This window comes from Rhodococcus sp. IEGM 1406, assembly GCF_030056745.1.
Taxonomy (GTDB): Bacteria; Actinomycetota; Actinomycetes; order Mycobacteriales; family Mycobacteriaceae; genus Rhodococcus_F; species Rhodococcus_F erythropolis.
Window position 1 is genome coordinate 576,675 of record NZ_JASHKO010000002.1, and the last position, 22,796, is coordinate 599,470.

General features: G+C 62.2%; 19 protein-coding genes and 1 tRNA gene. 17 read left to right on the forward strand and 3 right to left on the reverse strand.

What is annotated here, in order from left to right:
* The 17 genes from nuoF to QM596_RS12120 all read left to right on the forward strand — a co-directional run bounded on the left by nuoF (position 1) and on the right by QM596_RS12120 (position 19,671).
* Complete coding sequence (gene nuoF / locus QM596_RS12040; RefSeq protein WP_019748171.1) at positions 1 to 1,320, forward strand: NADH-quinone oxidoreductase subunit NuoF; 1,320 nt, start codon at positions 1 to 3, stop codon at positions 1,318 to 1,320.
* A complete protein-coding gene (locus QM596_RS12045) occupies positions 1,317 to 3,734 on the forward strand; it encodes an NADH-quinone oxidoreductase subunit G (RefSeq protein ID WP_283309125.1) in 2,418 nt (805 codons plus the stop codon). The genes nuoF and QM596_RS12045 overlap by 4 nt, the downstream gene beginning before the upstream one ends.
* Positions 3,731 to 5,086, forward strand: a complete 1,356-nt coding sequence (gene nuoH / locus QM596_RS12050) for an NADH-quinone oxidoreductase subunit NuoH (RefSeq protein WP_283309126.1) — start codon at positions 3,731 to 3,733, stop codon at positions 5,084 to 5,086. The genes QM596_RS12045 and nuoH overlap by 4 nt, the downstream gene beginning before the upstream one ends.
* Entirely contained in the window at positions 5,079 to 5,651 is a 573-nt protein-coding gene (nuoI, locus tag QM596_RS12055) for an NADH-quinone oxidoreductase subunit NuoI (protein ID WP_021333589.1), read from the forward strand. The genes nuoH and nuoI overlap by 8 nt, the downstream gene beginning before the upstream one ends.
* Positions 5,648 to 6,445, forward strand: coding sequence for an NADH-quinone oxidoreductase subunit J (locus tag QM596_RS12060; protein ID WP_283309127.1), 798 nt, complete (start codon positions 5,648 to 5,650; stop codon positions 6,443 to 6,445). The genes nuoI and QM596_RS12060 overlap by 4 nt, the downstream gene beginning before the upstream one ends.
* Positions 6,442 to 6,741, forward strand: coding sequence for an NADH-quinone oxidoreductase subunit NuoK (gene nuoK / locus QM596_RS12065; protein WP_003942238.1), 300 nt, complete (start codon positions 6,442 to 6,444; stop codon positions 6,739 to 6,741). The genes QM596_RS12060 and nuoK overlap by 4 nt, the downstream gene beginning before the upstream one ends.
* A gap of 1 nt (position 6,742) precedes the next feature.
* A complete protein-coding gene (nuoL, locus tag QM596_RS12070; RefSeq protein ID WP_283309128.1) occupies positions 6,743 to 8,635 on the forward strand; it encodes an NADH-quinone oxidoreductase subunit L in 1,893 nt (630 codons plus the stop codon).
* Positions 8,629 to 10,233, forward strand: coding sequence for an NADH-quinone oxidoreductase subunit M (locus tag QM596_RS12075; RefSeq protein WP_283309129.1), 1,605 nt, complete (start codon positions 8,629 to 8,631; stop codon positions 10,231 to 10,233). The genes nuoL and QM596_RS12075 overlap by 7 nt, the downstream gene beginning before the upstream one ends.
* Positions 10,230 to 11,825 carry an NADH-quinone oxidoreductase subunit NuoN gene (nuoN, locus tag QM596_RS12080; RefSeq protein ID WP_020969452.1) on the forward strand — a complete coding sequence of 532 codons (1,596 nt, stop codon included), beginning with the start codon at positions 10,230 to 10,232 and terminating at the stop codon, positions 11,823 to 11,825. The genes QM596_RS12075 and nuoN overlap by 4 nt, the downstream gene beginning before the upstream one ends.
* Positions 11,826 to 11,829: 4 nt before the next feature.
* Positions 11,830 to 12,498: a lysoplasmalogenase family protein gene (locus QM596_RS12085; protein ID WP_283309130.1), complete on the forward strand. Its 669-nt coding sequence runs from the start codon at positions 11,830 to 11,832 to the stop codon at positions 12,496 to 12,498.
* A 45-nt stretch (positions 12,499 to 12,543) separates the two neighbouring features.
* Positions 12,544 to 13,128 (forward strand): RNA polymerase sigma factor, encoded by a 585-nt coding sequence (locus tag QM596_RS12090; protein ID WP_070385273.1) that lies wholly within the window; start codon positions 12,544 to 12,546, stop codon positions 13,126 to 13,128.
* A complete protein-coding gene (locus QM596_RS12095) occupies positions 13,125 to 13,844 on the forward strand; it encodes a hypothetical protein (RefSeq protein ID WP_080910511.1) in 720 nt (239 codons plus the stop codon). Before QM596_RS12090 ends, QM596_RS12095 begins: the two co-directional genes overlap by 4 nt.
* A 20-nt stretch (positions 13,845 to 13,864) precedes the next feature.
* Entirely contained in the window at positions 13,865 to 14,491 is a 627-nt protein-coding gene (locus QM596_RS12100; RefSeq protein ID WP_133729298.1) for a class I SAM-dependent methyltransferase, read from the forward strand.
* Positions 14,492 to 14,594: 103 nt separating this feature from the next.
* Positions 14,595 to 14,665: transfer RNA gene (locus QM596_RS12105), tRNA-Cys, on the forward strand.
* Positions 14,666 to 14,786: 121 nt separating this feature from the next.
* The gene (locus tag QM596_RS12110; RefSeq protein WP_019748159.1) at positions 14,787 to 15,578 is read left to right on the forward strand and encodes an ABC transporter ATP-binding protein; all 792 of its coding nucleotides are present in this window, start codon (positions 14,787 to 14,789) and stop codon (positions 15,576 to 15,578) included.
* Entirely contained in the window at positions 15,575 to 17,200 is a 1,626-nt protein-coding gene (locus QM596_RS12115; RefSeq protein WP_283309131.1) for an ABC transporter permease, read from the forward strand. The genes QM596_RS12110 and QM596_RS12115 overlap by 4 nt, the downstream gene beginning before the upstream one ends.
* A gap of 1,022 nt (positions 17,201 to 18,222) precedes the next feature.
* On the forward strand, positions 18,223 to 19,671 hold the full coding sequence (locus QM596_RS12120; protein WP_283309132.1) for an MFS transporter: 1,449 nt from the start codon (positions 18,223 to 18,225) through the stop codon (positions 19,669 to 19,671).
* Here QM596_RS12120 and QM596_RS12125 read toward each other — a convergent pair.
* The 3 genes from QM596_RS12125 to QM596_RS12135 are packed head-to-tail and all read right to left on the reverse strand — an operon-like array spanning position 19,620 to position 22,773.
* Complete coding sequence (locus tag QM596_RS12125; protein ID WP_070385277.1) at positions 19,620 to 20,465, reverse strand: siderophore-interacting protein; 846 nt, start codon at positions 20,463 to 20,465, stop codon at positions 19,620 to 19,622. The two genes, QM596_RS12120 and QM596_RS12125, sit on opposite strands and share 52 nt — an antisense overlap.
* Positions 20,462 to 21,763, reverse strand: coding sequence for an enterobactin transporter EntS (entS, locus tag QM596_RS12130; protein WP_283309133.1), 1,302 nt, complete (start codon positions 21,761 to 21,763; stop codon positions 20,462 to 20,464). The genes QM596_RS12125 and entS overlap by 4 nt, the downstream gene beginning before the upstream one ends.
* On the reverse strand, positions 21,760 to 22,773 hold the full coding sequence (locus QM596_RS12135) for a Fe2+-enterobactin ABC transporter substrate-binding protein (protein ID WP_283309309.1): 1,014 nt from the start codon (positions 22,771 to 22,773) through the stop codon (positions 21,760 to 21,762). Before QM596_RS12135 ends, entS begins: the two co-directional genes overlap by 4 nt.
* Positions 22,774 to 22,796: the final 23 nt, after the last annotated feature.

The window sequence follows — 22,796 nt, forward strand, 5'->3', positions numbered from 1 at the left end:
ATGACACTCGCCCCCGTCCTGAGTCGATACTGGGATCAACCGAATTCATGGACCCTCGACAGCTACCTTCGCCGCGACGGCTACCAGGCGCTGCGCAAAGCGCTGGCCACGCCCCCCGACGCCGTGATCGAAACCGTCAAGGACGCGGGCCTGCGCGGACGTGGCGGCGCGGGCTTCCCGACAGGCCTCAAGTGGAGCTTCATCCCCCAGGTCTCCGAAGACAAGCCAGGAGACGGCAAGCCTCACTACCTCGTCGTCAATGCCGACGAGTCCGAACCGGGCACATGCAAGGACATGCCGTTGATGATGGCGACCCCACACACGTTGGTGGAGGGAGTGATCATCGCGGCGTACGCAATTCGAGCAGCGAAGGCGTTCATCTACGTCAGAGGTGAGGTTGTCCCGGTTCTGCGACGCCTGCAGACCGCTGTCGCCGAGGCTTACGCGGCCGGATATCTGGGCCGCAACGTCCTCGGTTCGGGTTTCGATCTGGATCTCGTCGTCCATGCCGGAGCCGGCGCCTATATCTGTGGGGAAGAGACGGCCCTCCTCGATTCGTTGGAGGGACGACGCGGTCAGCCTCGACTGCGGCCGCCGTTCCCCGCTGTCGCCGGTCTCTATGCCTGCCCGACCGTCGTCAACAACGTCGAGTCCATCGCGAGTGTTCCGTCGATCGTCCTGGGCGGCCCGGAGTGGTTCCGGTCGATGGGAAGTGAGAAGTCACCGGGATTCACGCTGTATTCGCTCTCGGGTCATGTCACCACCCCCGGCCAGTACGAGGCTGAACTCGGGATCACCTTGCGCGAGCTGCTCGAATACGCAGGCGGGGTCCGCGCTGGACACACCCTCAAATTCTGGACTCCCGGCGGATCCTCGACACCGATCTTCACCGACGAACATCTCGATGTCCCACTCGACTACGAGGGCGTCGGCGCCGCGGGATCCATGCTCGGTACCAAGGCCTTGCAGATATTCGACGAGACAACCTGCATCGTGCGTGCGGTGTTGCGATGGACCGAGTTCTACGCTCACGAATCCTGCGGTAAATGCACGCCGTGCCGCGAGGGCACGTACTGGCTGGTGCAGATCCTGCGTCGGCTCGAAGGTGGAACAGGAACCGAGGCCGATCTCACCAAACTTCTCGATATCTCGGACACGATCCTCGGAAAGTCCTTCTGCGCGTTGGGTGATGGAGCGACCAGCCCGATCATGTCTTCCTTGAAGTACTTCCGCGAGGAATACGTAGCGCATTTCGACGGGAACGGATGCCCGTTCGATCCTCACCGGTCCGTTCTCGCGACAGGAGCGTTCGTCTCATGACTGCAGCCGACGCCACCACTGGAACCGATGCGGCACCGCCGATTGATCTCGTCAACCTCACCATCGACGGCCGGGAACTCCAGGTCCCCCAGGGCACGTTGATCATTCGCGCTGCGGAGATGATCGGCACCCAGATTCCGCGGTTCTGCGATCATCCTCTACTGGACCCGGTCGGTGCTTGCCGCCAGTGCATCGTGGAAGTCGAAGGTCAACGCAAGCCGGTGGCGTCCTGCACGACACCGGTTGCGGACGGAATGGTCGTCACCACACAGCTCACGTCGCCTGTGGCCGAGAAGGCGCAACGCGGGGTGATGGAACTCCTGCTCATCAACCACCCTCTGGACTGCCCCGTGTGCGACAAGGGCGGCGAGTGTCCGCTCCAGAACCAGGCGATGTCGACCGGTCGCACCGAATCCCGGTTCGGTGAGGAGAAAAGGACCTACCCCAAGCCCATCCCCCTCTCGTCCGAGATCCTCCTCGACCGCGAGCGTTGTGTCCTCTGCGCCAGGTGCACGCGATTCTCGAGTCAGATCGCCGGCGACCCGTTCATCGATCTCCTCGAGCGCGGCGCGCTTCAACAGGTCGGAATCTACGCCAACGAGCCCTTCGAGTCCTACTTCTCGGGCAACACGATCCAGGTTTGCCCGGTCGGCGCGCTCACCAGTACGGCATACCGATTCCGGGCGCGACCGTTCGATCTGGTGTCCAGCCCCAGCGTGTGTGAACACTGCGCCGACGGATGTGCTCAGCGCACCGACCACCGTCGCGGAAAGGTTCTCCGTCGTCTCGCCGGGGACGACCCCGACGTCAACGAGGAATGGAACTGCGACAAGGGGCGCTTCGCTTTCACGTACACGACCCAAGGTGATCGGATCACCACTCCCCTGATCCGCAACGCTGACGGCGAATTGATTCCGGCGTCGTGGCCCATGGCACTCGACCTCGTTGCGCGATCCTTCGCGCAGGCCCGCGGTGACGCAGCCGTACTCGTCGGCGGACGCTCTACCTTGGAGGACGCCTACGCCTACGGTAAGTTCGCGCGAATTGCTCTCGCTACCAACAACATCGATTTCCGAATCCGCGCTCACTCAGCCGAAGAGGAAGGTTTCCTCTCAGCTCACGTCGCTGGCCGCACACTCGAAGAGTCGGTGACTTACCAGGACCTCGAATCTGCCCCGACCGCGTTGCTGGTAGCTCTCGAGCCTGAGGAGGAGTCACCGATCATCTTCCTGCGACTGCGCAAGGCCGCACGTTTCGGCAAGACGACTGTGCTCTCCAGCGCGCCATTCGCTACGCGCGGCCTGCAGAAGATGGGCGGTGGTCTACTTCGGACCGTACCCGGAAGTGAAGCAGCTCTGATGGATTCGTTGTCCCACCCCGGCAGTGAGGAGGGTCAGCTCCTCCGGCAGCCCGGTGCTGTGATCCTGCTGGGTGAGCGACTGAGTGCGGTAGCAGGCGGCTTCGCCGCGGCGCTGCGACTCGCCGAATCGACGGGAGCTTCTTTGGCCTGGGTACCACGCCGCGCTGGTGATCGCGGCGCCGTCGAGGCCGGCGCGCTACCGGGATTGCTTCCCGGCGGACGCCCCGTTGCGGACCCGGCAGCACGTCAGGAGGTGGAATCAGTGTGGGGGGCCTCCATCCCGGCATCCGACGGTCGCGACGCCGCGAGTCTGCTGGATCCGGGGCAGACGACTGCTGCGCTTCTTGTCGGCGGCGTCGAGTTGAGTGATCTCCCGAACCCGGCGAGGGCAAGGGCCGCGATCGAAGCCGCAGGGTTCGTTGTGAGTTTGGAGATCCGTCACAGCGGAGTCACCGAACTCGCCGACGTCGTCTTCCCGGTGGCACCGGTCGCCGAGAAGCCCGGAACCTTCCTCGACTGGGAAGGCCGCGAGCGCGTGTTCGACACCGCGTTGAGAACGACAGGAGTAATGCCGGATCAGCGCGTTCTCCACGCGATCGCAGCCGAGATGGGCATCGATCTGGGCCTACCCGACGCAGATTCCGCACGCTCGGAGATACACCGCCTCGGCGCTTGGTCCGGATCGCGCCCCACCTCGCCTCAGGTCCCGTCAGGCACCATGCCCACACCGGCACTGGGCGAGGCAGTGTTGTCGAGTTGGCGAATGTTGCTCGACAACGGCCGATTGCAAGACGGCGAGCCCAACCTGGCGGGTACGGCACGGCCGTCGCTCGTGCGTTTGTCGGCCGAGACCGCTGCCGAGATCGGCGCCGACAACGGCGATCACGTTGCGGTGTCGACTGAATCCGGTTCCATCACATTACCGTTGGAGATCACCGACCTCCCGCCTCGAACAGTCTGGCTCCCGCTCAATTCACCGGGTAGCACGATCTACGAAACGCTCTGCGTCACCGCGGGGTCCGTGGTGAAGATTGCGAAGGCGGGAGCGCAATGAACACCCACGAGTACGGGACGGTCGCAGCTCCGGTCGACCTGTCGGCGTTCGGGCACGACCCGTGGTGGTTGGTGATCGGCAAGGCTCTCGCAATCTTCGTGTTCCTCGTACTCACCCCGCTGGTGGCGATCTACGCGGAACGAAAGGTCATGGCACGCATGCAGATGCGTGTCGGACCGAACCGCGTCGGCCCCCGTGGAATGCTCCAGAGCCTCGCTGACGGAATCAAGCTCGCCCTCAAGGAGGGCATCACACCGACCGGCGCCGACAAACCGCTTTACCTCCTCGCGCCCGTCATCGCGGTCGTGCCCGCCTTCATGGCTTTTGCTGTCATCCCGTTCGGTCCACAGGTGTCGATTTTCGGAACCTGGTCACCCCTGCAACTGACCGATCTACCGGTCGGCGTTCTGTACATCCTGGCCGTCACTTCTATTGGTGTGTACGGGATCGTCCTTGCCGGCTGGTCTTCGGGATCGACGTATCCCCTGCTGGGCGCACTTCGATCGACCGCGCAGGTCATCTCGTACGAGGTAGCGATGGGCCTGTCTTTCGCTGCCGTTTTCCTCTACGCCGGCACGATGTCCACGTCCGGCATCGTCGACGCCCAACAGGGAGCCTGGTACGTCTTTCTCCTCCTGCCGTCCTTCCTGATCTACGTGACAGCCATGGTCGGCGAAACCAACAGGGCTCCCTTCGACCTTCCCGAGGCCGAAGGTGAGCTGGTAGGTGGGTTCCACACCGAGTACTCCTCCCTCAAGTTCGCGATGTTCATGCTGGCCGAGTACGTGAACATGGTGACGGTGTCCGCTCTGGCCACCACGCTGTTTCTGGGCGGGTGGCACGCACCGTTCCCGTTCAATCTTTGGGACGGCGCCAATTCCGGTTGGTGGCCGGTGCTGTGGTTTGTCGCGAAAGTGTGGGGCTTCCTCTTCGTCTTCATCTGGTTGCGCAGCACGCTTCCTCGATTGCGCTACGACCAGTTCATGAATCTCGGCTGGAAGGTTCTGATCCCAGCAGCTTTGGTATGGGTGATGGTGATCGCGACCGTTCGTGCGTTCCGCAACGAGGGCTACAACACCTGGGTCGTACTTCTCTGCGTCGCACTGGTTCTCGGAGCTGCGCTCCTGATCGTGTTGGCCGGGACTTACCGCGGCCGACGCCGAACTGCCGCGTTGGTCACCGCTTCGGGGACCTTGCCTTTCGATGCAATGTCGGGCGGCTTCCCGGTTCCACCGCTGCCTGGTCAAAAACTGCCTCGTCAAAAACTGCCTGGTCAAAAACTGCCTGGTCAGAACGTGCCACCGCCGCGACGCACAGATGTTTCCGACACATCGGAGGACTCCCATGCCTGAATTCCTCGGACCTATCGCGGGTTTCGGAGTGACGCTCTCGACCATGTTCAAGAAACCCGAGACCGAGTTCTATCCGGAGGAGAAGCGCCCCACCGCGCCCGGATACCACGGTCGCCATCAACTCAACCGGTATGCGGACGGACTCGAGAAGTGCATCGGTTGCGAACTGTGTGCCTGGGCCTGCCCCGCCGACGCGATCTATGTCGAGGGTGCTGACAACACCGAAGAAGAACGGTTCTCCCCCGGAGAGCGCTACGGGCAGGTGTATCAGATCAACTACCTGCGGTGCATCGGCTGCGGCCTCTGCGTCGAGGCCTGCCCCACTCGGGCCCTCACGATGACCAACGAGTACGAGATGGTCGACGACAATCGAGCTGGATTGATCTACGAGAAGGACCGACTGCTCGCGCCCCTGAAACCCGACATGACAGCGCCACCACACGCGCTGCGTCCCGGCACAACTCAGGACGACTACTACCGCGGCGACATCACAGCAGTACCCGAACAAGCAGCACCCGAACAAGCAGTATCCGAGCGAGAGCCGAACCCGGAGACCGAGAAATGATCGCGGCGGTCACGACCACGATCCTGGCGGAGGGAACGATGACATCGACCTCCACCGGCGAGGCGGTGCAGTTCTGGATCCTCGGAACCCTTGCGGTGATCAGCGCTTTGGGTGTCGTCGCCGCTCCCAAGGCCGTCTACTCTGCACTCTTCCTTGCGATGACGATGATCATTCTGGCCGTGTTCTACATCGTCCAGGGCGCACTCTTCCTGGGTGTCGTCCAGATCGTCGTCTATACCGGCGCGGTGATGATGTTGTTCTTGTTCGTCCTGATGCTGGTGGGCGTGGATTCTTCGGACTCCCTGGTCGAAACGCTACGCGGACAACAAGTCAGCGCGATCGTGATCGGCGTCGGATTCGGGCTACTCCTTATCGGCGGCCTCGGAAATGCGTCGATCTCGGGCTTCACCGGATTCACCGGACTCGACCAGGGCAACATCGACGCACTCGCCGATCTAATCTTCATCCGCTACGTCTGGGCCTTCGAACTGACCGGCGCACTGCTGATCACGGCGACACTCGGCGCAATGATGCTCGCACACCGGGAGAAGATCGGAGCCACACTCAGCCAACGCGAACTCTCGCAGCAACGATTCGCGTACCTGGGCAGCGATGAAGACAATCCCGAAAAGGGCTCGGCCACTCCACTCCCCAGTCCCGGCGTGTACGCACGTCACAACGCAGTGGACATGCCGGCCTTGTTGCCGGACGGAACGTTCTCGACGCTCTCTGTCAGCAGCGCGCTCACTCCACGTTCCCCGGATCCGAGCACCGGTGAGGAGACTCAGCGATGAATCCCGAGAACTATCTGTATCTGTCCGTCCTGTTGTTCACGATCGGAGCTGCAGGAGTCCTCCTGCGCCGCAACGCCATCGTGGTGTTCATGTGTATCGAATTGATGCTCAACGCCGCCAACCTGGCGTTCGTGACCTTCGCGCGCATGCACGGCAATCTGGACGGCCAGATCTTCGCCTTCTTCACGATGGTGGTCGCTGCGGCCGAAGTAGTCGTCGGCCTGGCAATCATCATGATCATCTTCCGATCTCGGCGTTCTGTATCCGTCGACGACGCAGACCTGCTGAAGTACTGATATGTCAGGAGGAATCACGTCCGCCATCTGGTTGCTCCCCGCCCTGCCGCTGTGCGGCTCCGCTGTCCTTTTGCTGGCCGGTCGTCGCACGAACGCGTGGGGCCACCTGCTTGCCTGCGTCATGGCTATCGCGTCGTTTGTCGTCGCAGTGGTGTTTTTCATCGCCATGCTCGGCCGTGACACCGCCGACCGCACCGTCACCGAGCACCTGTTCAGCTGGGTCCCGGTCGACAGTCTTCAGGTCGAGTTCGGACTGCAACTGGACCAACTGTCGATGTGTTTCGTTCTGCTCATCACCGGTGTAGGTTCGCTGATCCACATCTACTCGGTCGGATACATGGCGCACGACCCCGAGCGTCGTAAGTTCTTCGCGTACCTCAATCTTTTCCTCGCTGCAATGCTGCTTCTGGTGCTCGCCGACAACTTCCTCGGACTCTACGTCGGCTGGGAAGGCGTCGGGTTGGCGTCATACCTGCTGATCGGCTTCTGGCAGCACAAGCCGTCGGCGGCGACTGCTGCCAAGAAGGCTTTTGTCGTCAATCGGGTGGGCGACATCGGATTGATGATCGCAATGATGTTGATGTTCAGCACATTCGGCTCGCTCTCGTTCAGCAATGTCTTCGGCGACGCGTCCGGCGCAAGCGAAGGTGTCCTGACGGCGATCGGTCTGATGCTCCTCCTCGCTGCGTGCGCGAAGTCGGCGCAAGTGCCGCTGCAGTCGTGGCTCGGCGACGCGATGGAGGGCCCCACCCCCGTTTCGGCTCTGATTCACGCGGCCACGATGGTCACCGCCGGCGTCTACCTGATCGTGCGCTCCAATCCGATCTTCGATCTCGCGCCCGACGCTCAACTCGTGGTTGTCATCGTCGGTGCCGTGACGCTCCTGTTCGGTGCGATCATCGGCTGTGCGAAGGACGACATCAAGAAAGCGCTCGCCGCATCGACCATGAGTCAGATCGGATACATGGTCCTGGCCGCGGGTCTCGGACCAGCCGGATACGCCTTCGCAATCCTTCATCTGATCACCCACGGATTCTTCAAGGCGGGCCTGTTCCTCGGCGCCGGCTCCGTGATGCACGCGATGAACGACGAAACCGACATGCGGCGCTACGGCGGACTCCGAGCGTTCATGCCACTGACTTTTGTCACGTTCGGGCTCGGATATCTTGCCATCATCGGTGTTCCGCCGTTTGCCGGGTTCTTCTCCAAGGACAAGATCATCGAGGTTGCAATCGGCGAGGGCGGCGTCAAGGGCGTTGTGCTTGGCATCGTCACGCTCTTGGGTGCGGCGCTCACTGCCTTCTACATGAGCCGCGTGATGCTGATGACCTTCTTCGGGAAGGCCCGCTGGGAGAACCAGAAACCTCACGAATCTCCGGCGGTGATGACGTCTCCGATGATCATTCTGGCGGTGGGATCCGTCGGGGCCGGCATGCTCCTGACCATCGGGTCCAGCTTGCAGAACTGGCTGGAACCGGTAGTCGGCTCCCATCACGTCGAACCGCCGATACCCGCGTGGTCGATCACCGCGCTGGCGCTGCTCGCAGTCGCCGCCGGCGTCGCGATTGCTTATCGCGAGTACGCCACACGGGAGATTCCCGTGGTGGCACCGACTCCGGTTTCTCCGTTGACCGTTGCGGCTCGCCGTGATCTGTACGGTGACGCCTTCAACGAGGCGGTGTTCATGAAGCCGGGACAACAACTCACCAAGTCGCTGGAAGTGGTCGACACCAAGGGAATAGGCGGCGTCGTGGGTAGCTTTGCGGTGGTCGTCACCGGGTTGTCCACGCTCACGCGGAAGCTGCAGACCGGGTTCGTTCGTTCGTACGCGCTGGTGATGTTTGTCGGAGCAACACTCGTGGTCGCGACAATGATGGCGGTGACACTGTGGTGATCGAAGCGGCGGTGAGCGACTCTGTGACCAATGCCGGCTTCCCTGCACTGACGGCGCTCTGGCTGCTTCCGCTCATCGGAGCGGGTGTTGTCCTCGCTCTGCCTGCACGGTCGTACCAATTTGCCAAATCTCTCGCACTGGCAGTGTCCGTGGCAGTCCTGGTGATCGCCGGCGGTCTCGGAATTGCGTTCGACCGCGGCGGCGAGCAGTTTCAGTTCGTCGAAAGCCACAGCTGGATACCGGCTTTCGGTACCAGCTACACACTCGGACTTGACGGCATCGCACTCGTTCTGGTTCTTCTCACCGCAGTGCTGGTGCCATTACTACTGATCGCGGGCTGGAACGACGTCCCCGCGGACCCGGCATCACCCAAGCGGATGCCGCACACCTATTTCGCGCTGATCCTTGTTGTCGAGTCCATGGTGATGATTTCGTTCAGCGCCTTGGATATTCTCCTGTTCTATATTTTCTTCGAGGCAATGCTGATACCGATGTATTTCCTCATCGGCGGGTTCGGTGGAGTTGGCCGATCGCGGGCCGCCGTGAAGTTTCTGCTCTACAACCTCCTCGGCGGCCTGGTTATGCTCGCTGCGGTCATCGGCCTGTACGTGGTCACCACGCGCGACGAGAGTCCCTTCACCAGCGGCACTTTCGACTTCCGAGCGATCGCGTCCGCGGCGAGCAGCGGTGAACTCGGCGTCGGACCCGGGGTGCTCAATGCCTTGTTCCTCGGATTCATGTTCGCGTTCGCGGTCAAGGCACCGCTCTGGCCGCTACACAGTTGGTTGCCGGACTCCGCAGTGGAATCGACTCCGTCGACAGCAGTGTTGATGATGGCGGTCGTGGACAAGGTAGGCACCTTCGCGATGATTCGCTACTGCCTGCAACTGTTCCCGGAGTCGTCGTCGACTTTTGCACCGTGGATCATCACGCTCGCCGTGATCGGGATCGTCTACGGCGCAATACTGGCGATCGCGCAGACAGACGTCATGCGACTGATCGCCTACACGTCGATTTCACACTTCGGCTTCATCATTCTCGGAATCTTCGCGATGACCAGCCAGAGCCAGGCAGGTTCCGCACTGTACATGGTCAATCACGGAATCTCCACCGCCGCGCTGTTCTTGATTGCGGGCTTCCTGGTCTCGCAGCGAGGTACACGATCTATCTCGGCGTACGGCGGCGTCCAGAAAGTCGCACCCGTCCTGGCCGGCACATTCCTCGTTGCGGGGTTGGCAACACTGTCGCTGCCGGGTCTCGCGCCGTTCGTCAGTGAGTTCCTGGTGCTGATCGGAACGTACTCGCGCTACCACGTGGCCGCTATCGCGGCGACTGTCGCGCTTGTACTGTCCGCGATCTACATACTCTGGCTCTATCAGCGCATGATGGGCGGACCGGTGAAGGAAGGGCAGGGAACGATCCGCGACCTCGCGCGACGCGAACTCGTGGTGGTCGCCCCTCTGATCGCACTCCTCCTGCTCCTCGGCATCTACCCCAAGCCTGCCTTGGACGTCATCACTCCTGCAGTGAGCCACACGGTCGTCTACGAGGCACCAACGCCGCTCGTCGCCGACCACGAAGGAGGTGCCCACAAATGAGTTCCTTCAACGACGTGACCATCCTCGGCTCGGCCGACGCGGCATCACCCAGTATCGAATACAGCCTGCTCGCGCCGATGTTGATCGTGTTCGGTGTTGCGGTGGTCGGGGTACTCATCGAAGCCTTTGCACCCCGGCGTATTCGGTACCCAGTGCAACTCGTTCTCGGTGTCGGAGGTTTGGCGGCTGCGTTCGTGGCAGTGCTTCTGCTCGCCGGCACGCGGTCGACGGCGATGATGGGTTCTGTTGCGGTCGACGGACCGACGCTGTTCTTGCAGGCCACGATCCTTCTTGTGTCGATCCCCGCGGTACTGCTGATTGCCGAGCGAGGCTCGGGCAACACCGCCGAAGTGATTGCGCAACATGACGCGCTCGGCAGTTTCACCCCTCAAGCGTCGAGCGTCCCGGGAAGTGTTGCGGAGCAAGAAGCAGTGAAGGTCGGTATCGCCCAGACCGAAGTCTTTCCGCTCACGCTCTTTGCGGTCGGCGGTATGTTGTTGTTTCCGGCTTCGAACGATCTACTGACGATGTTCGTTGCGCTCGAAGTGTTCTCACTGCCTCTGTATCTCCTGTGCGGTCTGGCACGCAGACGTCGCCTGCTCTCTCAGGAAGCTGCGCTCAAGTACTTTCTGCTCGGGGCATTTTCGTCGGCGTTCTTCGTTTTCGGAATTGCGTTGCTGTACGGCTATGCCGGGACGGTCACGCTCTCCGGTATCGCCGACGCAGCACGCATCGGGTCGGGCACCGACGCCTTCCTCTGGCTCGGAACGGCCCTGGTGGCAGTGGGGTTGCTGTTCAAAGTCGGTGCAGTGCCGTTTCATTCGTGGATTCCCGACGTCTATCAAGGGGCGCCGACGCCGATCACCAGTTTCATGGCGACTGCAACCAAGATTGCCGCGTTCGGCGCCATCCTTCGCGTCTTCTACGTGGCCCTGCCCAATGAATACGTGAACTGGCGCCCTCTGATGTGGGCGGTCGCGATTCTCACGATGGTTGTCGGATCGATCGTTGCCGTGACGCAGACGGATATGAAGCGAATGCTGGCCTATTCGGCTATCGCGCACACCGGATTCATTCTGACCGCCGTGGTGGCCGACTCGGATGCCGGCCTCGCCTCGTCGATGTTCTATCTTCTGGCTTACGGATTCAGCACCGTGGGTGCGTTCGCCGTCGTCAGTGTGGTCCGGGACGCTGACGGTGAGGTCGCCGCACTGTCGCGCTGGGCCGGATTGGGCAGACGCTCACCATTGGTCGGCGTTGTGTTTGCACTTTTCCTGTTGGCTTTCGCCGGGATTCCGTTGACCAGTGGGTTCATCGGAAAGTTCGCGGTGTTCAGCGCGGCCGCCGAGGGTGGGGCCGCGCCTCTCGTGATCGTCGGCGTCCTGTGTAGCGCGATCGCCGCCTACTTCTACGTGCGAGTGATCGTGTTGATGTTCTTCACCGAATCGGCGGAAGACGCACCGACCGTCGTGGTGCCAAGTGCACTGACCAGCAGTGTGATCGGCCTCGGCGCCGGTGTAACGCTCATCCTCGGCATACTCCCCCAGCCGGCGCTCGATCTCGCCGAGCGTGCAGCGGACTTCGTGCACTGAGCCGATGCGTGAATCTGTTGGCGACGCCGGACTGCCGAGTACCTTCCGGTCGCCATGGTTTGTCGGGTTTTCCGCGGTGGCGATTCTTCATCTGATCCTGAATGCCGCTGATGCTGCGCCCTGGGACGGGATCACCAAGGTCATGCTCGCGCCGATTCTGGCTGCCTGGGTTGTCGACCAAGGCGGACCGAGGATTGTTGCTGCTGCGCTGATTGCCTGCGCTGTCGGAGACCTGTTCCTGATCTGGGACTCCACGTTTGTCATCGGGATGGCCGCCTTCGCGATCGGTCACGTCTGTTTCATCCGATTCTTTCTCTCGCACGGCGCTCTTCGGGAGATACGAAGGCGGCCATGGTTTTTGTGCGCGTACGCCGTTGCCGGAATTGCCCTTGTGTCGTACGCCTGGACCGGTCTCGAACCGGCACTTCGGATTGCCGTCCCTGTGTACGCCGCAATCCTGGTGGGAACCGCGTCCACCGCACTGGCCTACAACACGACCACCGGTATCGGCGGCGCACTGTTCCTCACCTCTGACGCCCTGATCCTGCTCGGTCAGGCGAACAAGTGGCAGCCTGCCGCTGCCGGCATCTGGATCATGACGCTGTACATCCTTGCGTTGTTGCTCCTGACCGTCGGAATCCTCGGCCGGAGTAACACGGCAAACCGTCCATAGGCGCCCACGCTGTAAGGATCAGCAACCAGCCGGACATCTCTTCTTATGACGCCGAAATCCGAGGACGGGCCACCACCGAGCGACGAAGAGCGTTTCACCGTCCTGTGGGACGCCTACGCCGGTCGGGTGTTCGCCTATACCTGCCGCCACGTCGATCATCACAGCGCACAGGAAGTTGTCTCCGAGACGTTCCTCGTTGCCTGGCGACGCTTGGACGACGTGCCCGAACAGGCACTTCCATGGCTGTTGGTGGTGGCTCGAAACACCGTGAACAACAACCGTCGAAGCGTTCGGCGCCATGATGCGTTGACCGAGAAGATGCGACGAATCGAGCAGATCGCGGCATCGACGCCGGGCGCCGACGTTACTGTCACCGACCGCACAGAACTGCTCGAAGCACTGGCAACACTCACCGTCACCGAGCGTGAAGCCCTACTCCTGACTGCCTGGGACGGATTGACCGCCACCGAAGCAGCGCGGGTCGCCGGGTGTTCGGTTCCAGCCATGCATGTTCGACTCTTTCGCGCTCGGCGTCGATTGAGCACCGGGTTGGCTTCAGAACCTGACACCGCGATCCCGATGAACACCGCCCGACCTTGCGCTGCCGCCGAACACGGGAGTACTCCATGAGCAAAGATTTGCTGACCACCCTCGAGAAGCTGCGGCCGACCGATTCTCTTTCCGCCGAACTCTGGCCCGAGAACGTCCAGGTTGCCGCTCGCATCCGAATCATCGCTGACGAAAACAACATTGGAACACCCAGAGTTCCACGCCGCCGGGTAGGCGCCGTAGCTCTCGTCGCGATGCTCTGTGCAGCGGGAATGGTGGGCTGCGCCGCTGCCACGGCGATGATGCCTAAACCGTTTACGGATATGTACTCGGGTTGGCAGACCATGCCGGGAACCAACGGCGGAATAGATCCGTCCACCGCCGAGCGGGTCGGGTCCATCCCCGGACCTGACGGAACCGTGTTCAGCGTCTTCGTTGCCCACGGCGCTGATGGCTGGAGGTGCGTCGCCCCGGTTTTCGAGACGTCATCCGAGACCGACAAGGTTGGTCCGTCGAAATTCATCAGCCTCGGACACGGCTGCAGATCGAACGACGACTTGTACGGCGCAGATTCATTCGGGGGCGGCGCCGGGTACGAGGCCGGTTCGCACGAGGCGACCTACGACGCAGGGGCGGGAGGTGCCGTTCGGGCCGAACTTCACACCGCAGACGGCCAAATCTATCCGACAATTCTTGCCGAAGACCGCTTCTACGGATGGATTCCCCTCTCGCTCACCTTCCCGCGTCCAACTCTCGTCGGATATGCCGCAGACGGGACGGTCGTCGGCACCCGGTGAGCTGTCGGTACCCTCGAAAGATGACTGCACAGGCCCCGAACGAGCGCATCCCCAGCCAGTGGGAAGAGATCACTGCAGCCGACTCGACGCATTCCACACGATATGTCGAGCGTTTCCGTTCCATGAGAGCGGACGGCAAGGACATTGTCGGGGAAGCACGTTTGATCGACGCGATGCTCGGACGCGGTGGCCGGGTTCTCGATGCAGGGTGCGGGCCGGGCCGACTCGGCGGTTATCTGCACGACGTCGGGCATGTGGTTGTCGGAGTCGACGTTGACCCGGTTCTCATCGCTGCCGCGGAGGAGGACCACCCCGGCCCGACGTGGCTTGTCGGCGATCTCTCCGAGCTCGATCTACCGGCCCGCGGTGTCGAGGCGAATTTCGACGTCATCGTGTCGGCAGGCAACGTGATGGCGTTTCTCGCTCCGTCAACCAGGCACGCAGTATTGTCAGGATTTGCTCGTCATCTCGCTCCGAGCGGCCGAGTGGTCATCGGATTCGGTGCCGGCCGTGGCTACGAGTTCCCCGAGTTTCTCGCCGACGCGGCCGCGAGTGGCCTCGAGGCTGATCTGCTGCTGTCCACGTGGGACCTGCGCCCGTTCAAGGACAATTCCGAATTCCTGGTCGCGGTGTTCTCCCGCGCCTAGCCCGCCAGTTCACCGCCTTCCCCACAATCCGTCACATGGCGATCAATTCACCCTGATCACAATCCTGGCGACTGTTGTTCACTACGAACATAATTGGATCAATGCGGGTGTGGCCGAGCGGCAAGGCAGCGGTCTGCAAAACCGTCCACGCAGGTTCGACTCCTGCCATCCGCTCAGCTTGCGAACCAGCGACTCATGCCGCGACCAACCACCTACCAATGACATTCGGTGCACGCAGCCTGCATCGCTCCGCTCTGTCTCCGCGCACAGGGCTCCGGACAGTTACCCTCGATCGATGCACCCTCTCCCCGAGACAGGCCAGTTGCCTCCCGGACCGATGGCCTTACAGGTGGAACACCTCTGCATGGCGTTCGGCGCGAAAGTTGCTGTGAACGACCTTTCCCTCGCGGTGCCCTCAGGTTCGTTGTTCGGCCTGGTGGGCCCTAACGGTGCGGGAAAAACGACCACACTGTCGATGGCTGTCGGATTGCTTCGCCCGCACTACGGTCGCAGCCTGGTGTACGGCTACGACGTGTGGAACGACCCTGTGGCAGCGAAGAGTCTGCTCGGCGTTCTACCCGACGGTCTGGCGCTACCCGCCCAGTTCACCGGTCATGAACTACTCACCTATTTCGGGCGACTGCGCGGCATGCCAGAGGACGTCATCGCGTCACGACGCGACGAACTGTTGGCCGCGCTCGATCTCGCCGATGCAGGTGGAACGGTCATCGCCGACTATTCAGCGGGTATGACGAAGAAAATCGGGTTGGCCTCGGCCTTGTTGCACGGCCCTCGCTTACTGGTACTGGATGAGCCGTTCGAAGCTGTCGACCCCATTTCTTCGGCCGGAATTCGGAGCATTCTGCTCTCGTTCGTCCACTCAGGTGGCTCGGTCATTCTTTCCAGTCACGTGATGGCCCTTGTCGAACAACTGTGTACTCACATCGGAGTCATCGCAGACGGGCGCGTCGTGGCTTCAGGAACGGTCGACGAGGTGCGCGCAGGCAACACACTCGACGAGGCATTCGTTCGTCTTGTCGGCAGCCGCAGTCCCAATCCCGACGGACTGTCATGGATGCGCGCATGACCACCACCAGCTTTTCACCGACACACTGGAACACGTCGGACTCTGTGTGGCGCACGGTCCTTCGAATGCGCATGACCCTCTACAAACGTCAATTCACCGGCGGCAGAGCCGTCATCAAAGTCGTGGCAGCACTCTTCGGGGTTCTGGGGGCGGCTCTGCTGTGCCTGCAAGCCTCGGGGACGAGCGCGGGCTCTTCCGAAATCGTCAGCGGCACAACCAGTCTCGCACTGTCGGCTATCGGCGTGATGTGGATCTTGATGCCGATCATGTCTGGTCTGTCAGATGACAATCTTCACCCCAGACAGTTCCAACTACTCCCCCTGGAACCCGTCCGACTCGCCAGAGCACTGTTCTCGACGTCACTGGTCGGTATGACCGTGCCGATTACCGCGTTGGCTGCAGCAGCGATTCCAATTTATGCCGCTACACACCACCCTGCCGCACTGCCATTGGCCATTATCGCTTGGCCCGCAACGGTCCTGCTCATTGTCGGCACCTCACGGGTCGCGATGCTGGCGATGTCGCAGCTCCTGCGGAGTCGTCGCAGCCGCGAACTGGGACTGTTGGTATTCGGCACGTTCTTCGGCGGACTGTATCTGCTGCAATTTCCGCTGCAGAGTCGCCTCGGCACGGTCGTGGACGGCGACGTCACGTGGCCGCTCACGGTCGCGCATTCGATACCGTTCGCGTGGGGAATCACCAGTGTCGACGCAGCAGCAGGAGGCGCCTGGCTCCTCGCCGCCGGAGCAGTCCTCGCCCTGGTGCTGGTCGATCTCGCACTGCTGTGGTCATGGCAACGCCTGGTCGTTCGCTACTTCAACGGGAAGGTCGCAGAATCAGCGGGCGCCACTTCCGTGCAATTGAAGAACCAGGGCCGCGACATTCGAACCGGTTGGCGCGCATCCCGACTGGGCACCGTCATCTCTCGCGAGCTTTCGCTCTGGCACGGAGACATGCGCCGACGAACACAACTGCTCTCCGTTGCCATCATGACCTTGGTCTCCGGCTTCGGACCGCTGATCTCGTCATCGATCCCCTTCTCCGCCGCATGGGGTGCCTGGTTCCTGATCTACCTGGCAATGGCAGCCGGATCGAATCTGTACGGATTCGACGGCGCATCGATCTGGCATCTGGTGATGATCCCCGAAGCCGCTGCCGCTGATGTCCGGGGCCGACAAATCGCGTGGGCAATCGTGATGACACCCTTCGTGGTCGTCGCAACAGCTGCTGTACGGATCTTCGGGGACCTCGGGACCGACCGACTGGCCGTGCCGATCGCCGTCGGCATTTCGATGATGGGAGTCGGTGCAGGATTGGTAGTGGCGATATCCGCCAAAGCGCCCTACCCGGTTCCGGAGATGAAGAAGACGTTCTCCTTCAACACCCGCGGGTCCTTCAACGGCTCGTCCTTCGGACTGATCATCCTCGCCATCGTCATCTTCGCCGCGACAACGGCGCCCGGCGTTCTACTCGGGGCGCTGCTACCAAACCCGGTGAACTATTTCGCCATCCCTGTCGCTGTTGCGATTGGTGCACTTGGTGCTTGGATCGGGGGCCGCGTCGCGATCACCCGTATGCAACGCGAGCCGGATCGGATTCTGTTCGCGGTTACCACCACATGATCGTTGCCCAGATAGTCCGAGAATTTCTGGGCGTCAGCGCAGTAGCCGCAGCTTGCACCAAAAAACTCAGTATGGACAATCGGATCTATCAGGTAGCTAGGTAGGGCAGCCTCATCGGGTTCGGTCCTCGCATATCGCCGTCGCGCTTTCGTGACATAGCTTCCGCTCGAGCCGAACCATTGCCCTGGAAACATCGCACCACCAAGATGTTTGGCATGCCCCCGGAGCACCACGGTTCCGTACGTGTCGCCGAACGTCCCGGCCGATGCGGGAACTGCGCGCACCCGGCCCCTTCGCTCGAGCGCGGCTGGATCGAGCGCTGCCTCAGGTTCGCACCGCAGCCCGCTCGGTGCGCAGAAATCCTGGTGATGGACCACTACACCGGAGCGATGGAATTCTGCCGGTGCCGACATCCGTTCCACGGGTCCTGATCGCGCCGGATCCTCGAGATCCGCTGCCGAGCCGAGTCCCTCGGCGCCCCGGCTCGACAGCGAAATCACACCTGAATCAGCTCAGCGAACTCAGCAGCGGCTCGAGCAGCTTGTAGAGCTCGAAGATGCCGATGATCGTTGAAATAGAACCCATGATGATCCTCCGTGATTCGTGAACTTTCCGTGACGTCGCGTCACAGGCAGAAAGCTAACAAACCCGGCATTCAAACGGGGACCTTGGATGTGTCCGGCAGATGAACTCCCTGCTGGCAGAGCCCTTTTGGTGACCAGCGTCATGTTCGACGAGAAATACGCCTCATCGTCACATCACCTGACCCTGACCGACCACAACAGCGAAAGTCTGCCGGTTGTGGTCTCGCGATACTTCGCGCCAATTCCGCCCCATCCGGCTCTTGCTTTGTGCGCTGAATCCGATTACATTTCTCCACAATAACGGTACGCGTAACGAAATAACAAGACGCTCTACCGCACTGACCTATATACCCAGTGCCACAACCCTTCCGGACTCTTGCTGGGGCGGCGCTTCGTCGTGTCCAGAAGCCCCTCACTCCCCGATCGAAAGAGAGCACGATGACCACAGAGAGCATCTCCGGAAATCAGCCGCGACCGGTAGCAACTATCGCAAGCCTGACCCTGCTGATCGCTGCCGTCGCCGCGCTCGAAAGCATCATCGTCCCCGCACTCCCCCTGATACAGAGAGACTTCGGAGTGACGGCCGACGTCGGAGCGCTCGCATCCGTCGCTCTGACGTTGAGCACTGTTCTCGTCACGCCGATGGCCGGGCGAATAGCCGACGTGTACGGCGCCCGCCCCACCTTGCTCGCGATCACGACAATCGTCGTCCTGGGCGGCAGCGTGTCCGCTCTTGCAACGATCTTCCCGCTGTTCGTCCTCGGCCAGTTTCTCCAGGGATTCGGGCTCGGGTTGCTTCCCGTGAGCTTCGTGGTCCTACGACGCACTTTGTCCTCGGACCGACTCAAGACGGCCACGGGTTTGCTCGGGGCTGTCGTCGTGGCCGGCGGCGCTCTGGGAGTCGTGCTGGCGGGACCCGTCGCGGAAAACGTCTCACGCACCGCGATGTATGCAGTTCCGACCGCGTTCGTTTTGCTCGGCGCAATTGCTTTTGCCGTGAGCACACCCCGAGATCACAGGTCGAACGTCGGCGGCCGACTCGATTGGCCGGGAGCTGCCGGATTGGCCCTGGGCTTGTTGACGCTGACGGCGTGGCTGGCGAGCGCATCGAGCAACGGGTGGGGCGCACCGACGTCGATGCTGCTGCTTCTCGCTTCCGCTGCCGTGTTCACGATCTGGGCCAGGTATCAGAGCCGGACAACCGAGCCGATGGTCGACCTGACGATGATGCGGCATCGTTCGATGTGGAGCGCCGTGGTCGTCGGCGTGGTTTTCGGGTTCACTTACGGCGCTGTTGTCTATCTACTTCCGCAGCAACTCGCCGTGCCGGCAGAGAGCGGATTCGGCCGCGGTGCGTCGACCAGCGCCATCGGCTTCCTGCTGTGCGTCGGCTACGGCGCAGCGGTCATCGCGTCGGTGATCTCCGGAAAGCTCGCGCAACGGGTCGGCACGAAAGCCATTGCAGTAGCGGGAGTTGCCTTTCTCGGCCTCAGCGGCGCCGTCGGGGTCTTTGCAACCACGATGTGGCAGATCGTTGTGGTGCTGATCCTTGCGGGTACCGGCGTTGCCGCCGCGTCGACGGCAGTGTTCGTCATCTCCGCCGACAGCGCACCGGCAGACCGCGTAGGTGTCACGACGGCAATAGTCACGATCGCCAGATCGCTGGGTTCTGCTGTGGGAACCCAAATTGCCGCCGGGATCATCGCGAGCGCGACTTCATCCGGCGGCCTTCCCCAGCACTCGGCATTCGCCACGGATTTCGGAGTGGCGGCAATCGTTGCGATTGTCGGACTCGTTGTCGCGGTGACGATGCCGAAACCGGCGTCAACCGATGTTCAGTGGTCGTCGTCGTCCTCGTCGAAGTCTGCGACTCCGCGCTTCCAGTAGCCCGTGATCAGGTGGTCGCCCGAACTCAGGCCGAGTTCGTCGCGCACGAATCTGCGAATCGGCTTGAGACTGGTGGCCTCACCGGAGATCCAGGCGTAGACGCGCTCACCTTCGGGCACGGTGACCGTCCGGACTGCCTGCTCGAGCAGATCCGAGTGACCGGCTGGGACGTCACCGCGGTGCAGCCATCGCACCTCGACTCCTTCCGGAACAGTGAGTTCGATTTCCTGTGAAGGGTCGGTGATCTCGACGAACACCCACCCGGCGGCAGCAGCGGGCATCATCTCGAGCCAACGAGCAATGGCAGGAAGGGCGGTGATGTCACCGGCCAGCAGATAGCGGTCGTAAGTCCATGGAACTACGACGCCGCCGGGCGGACCTGCCACGTGCACCCGAGTGCCGACGGTGGCCGCCTGAGCCCAATCAGAGGCGTACCCACCTTCGTGGAGCGCGAAGTCGAGGTCCAGCTCCCCCGCCTCGGCGTCGTATCGACGGACGGTGTACTCACGCGAGATCGGCAATGGACGAGGCCACTTCAGGCTGAATCCGTCGCGTTCGGGTAGACGCAAAGTTCCGTCTGCATCCGGGTACACCAGGCGGACATGCTCGTCGGGAGCGTGCGATTCGAAGCCCTCCAACTCCGGTCCACCCAAGGTCAGACGCAACAGTCCGGTCCCGACCATTTCGCTGCGAACAACTTCGAGTTCGCGAATGCCGATGGGGTACGGCACTTTTGCGCCGGTGGTTCCCGCCAGAACTTCGGCGATGGTCGCGAGGTGGTCTCCTCGGTTCATGAACTACCTTCCTTTTCCGGCGGAGCATTCCCCACCGGCACAGTGTTTTCGGAGAGATCGACTTCGTTGATCTCCGAAGTTACCCGGCGCACCGAACCCAATGCTGCCAGGAGCACCAGGCCCAGTGTCACACCGGCGAGCCCCAAGACCAGTAGCGCGGCGCCAGGCTCGAGCCACTGCCCGAGGAACCCGGCTGCCATCGAACCGATCGCCGTACCCGTGACGGCTTGCACCATCCACAGACTGGACACGCGTCCGCGCAATTCGTCCGGCGTGTTCTGTTGAAGGACTGCAAATCTCAGAATGTCGTTGAGTGCGCGGCCGAGGCCGAATCCGGCCAGGCCCAGGAACGCGACAATCGCTGCTCCCGACGCACCCAGTACCACCAGGCCGAGAGGCATCAGCGCAACAGAGATCAACATCGCGGCGCCGTTGCGGTGGACTCGTCCCGTCCACCCGCTGGTGAGGGAACCGACCACAGCGCCGACAGCGGGGGCGCCGTAGAGCAGACCGAGCATGGTGGGTCCGCCGCCGAGAACCTGGTCGACGAAGGCAGGCAGCAACACCATAGGCCCGCTGACGAACATGACCAACAGTCCGCTGATCAGGATGCCGCGAATGACTGTGTGCGTGCCGGCGAATTTCACGCCGGTCACAAGCGCGCGCATTGGGCTTTCGTGATTCGTGCCCGGTGCAGGGGAAGGGCCGATGGCTTGGAACAACGTGACAGTTGCTGCGGTGGCCACCGCAGCAACAAAGTATGTCGCGGGGATGCCGCCGGAGGCGATGATCACGCCGGCGATTGCCGGCGAGATCATCGTCCCGATGTCGGTGGTCAGCGCTACCAAAGCGCCGGCCGCAGCCATCTTGTTGCGCGGCAACAACGTCGGCATCAAAGCCATCAAGGCCGAGCTGCTGACACCGCCGGCCAAGCCGTCGACGGCTGCCGCGACGTAGATGACCCACATCGACGGGTGTGGCAAGAGCGCATTGCACCCGAGAATGACAAAGCCGAGACCCGCAGCACTGCGGGCCAACTGGATGGTGCGTCGCCGGTCGTAACGATCAGCGAGCACACCGCCGAACAGGCTGCCGAAGAACATGGCGATGGCCATCGCCGTGGACACTCCGGCAACCTGCAAGGTCGAGCCGGTGAGCTGGTACGTCTGTGCGGGAACGGCTACGACGAGCAGTCCGATCCCGAGCAGCGAGATCAATCGCGCGGAAAACGCGTACCTGAATGGACGGCTGGTCCGCAACGGTGAAACATCGATCAGCAGCCCACCGAATCGAGTCATGCGAAGGTCTGGCCGATCAGGTCGAGCGTAGCCATTGCGCCGTCGTAGTCAGGACGGTAGCTGGTGGCGGGGAGCTCGAACGTCGTGCCTGCCTTGAAGGACGGCAACTGCGAGTAGAGCGGATCGGTGGCAAGTTCGGCCATCGGGCGACCGGACACCGGAATCACAAAGGCGACAGGAGCATCGGCGACCTGCGAGAGCAGTTCCGGGCTGACCTCGAACGAGTCACCCGAGCCGAAGAGCTGCGGGTTGCCGGCCTTGGCCATGACGTCGTCGGCCTTGAAACCGAGCTCGGCGAGCATTGCGGGGAGCGCTGCCGTCGGCGGCACGAGGTACGGCTTGTTGTTGGCGAGCGAGAGAATGTAGACGACGTTGCCCTCGGGAACCTTGATCTTGCCCTTGACCTCTTTGACCTTGTCGTCGTACGCGCTGATCAGTGCCGGAACCTTGTCCGAACGACCTGCGGCATCGGCGACGATCTCGAGCTGCTTGTCCCAGTTGGCAACCGTCTTGGGGACCAACACGGTGGGTGCGATAGCAGTCAGCTGGTCGTAGAGTTCCTCGGCCTGAACCGAGGTGATGCCCTGTCCACCGCCGATGATCAGGTCGGGTTCAGCCGCCGCGACGGCTTCGATGTTGATCTGCTCGCCGGCCGGCAATTCCTTGGTGCCCTGCGCCTTTGCGGCATCCGACCATGCCGGCGGGAATCCACCGTCGAGGTTCGTGACACCGAGGACGCGGGTATCGGTGGCAACCACCGGTGCGTCCAGGGCGTACAGGTATCCGGCGAGACCGCCGCTCAGAACCACGATGCGCTCCGCCGACGCGGGCACGGTGACCGAGCCCTTTTCGGTTTCGATCACGCGCGTCGTGGGCTCTGCAGCCTTGGTCGGTTCGTCGTTCGAATCGCTACTGCAACCGATCATCGCCACGAGTGCGACGATCAGCAACCCTGCGATGGCGACGAATCGTCGCCAACTCCGTATCGCGAGGGGCGGTGTGGACTTCATCATTGAGCTCCCATTGTGTTTCA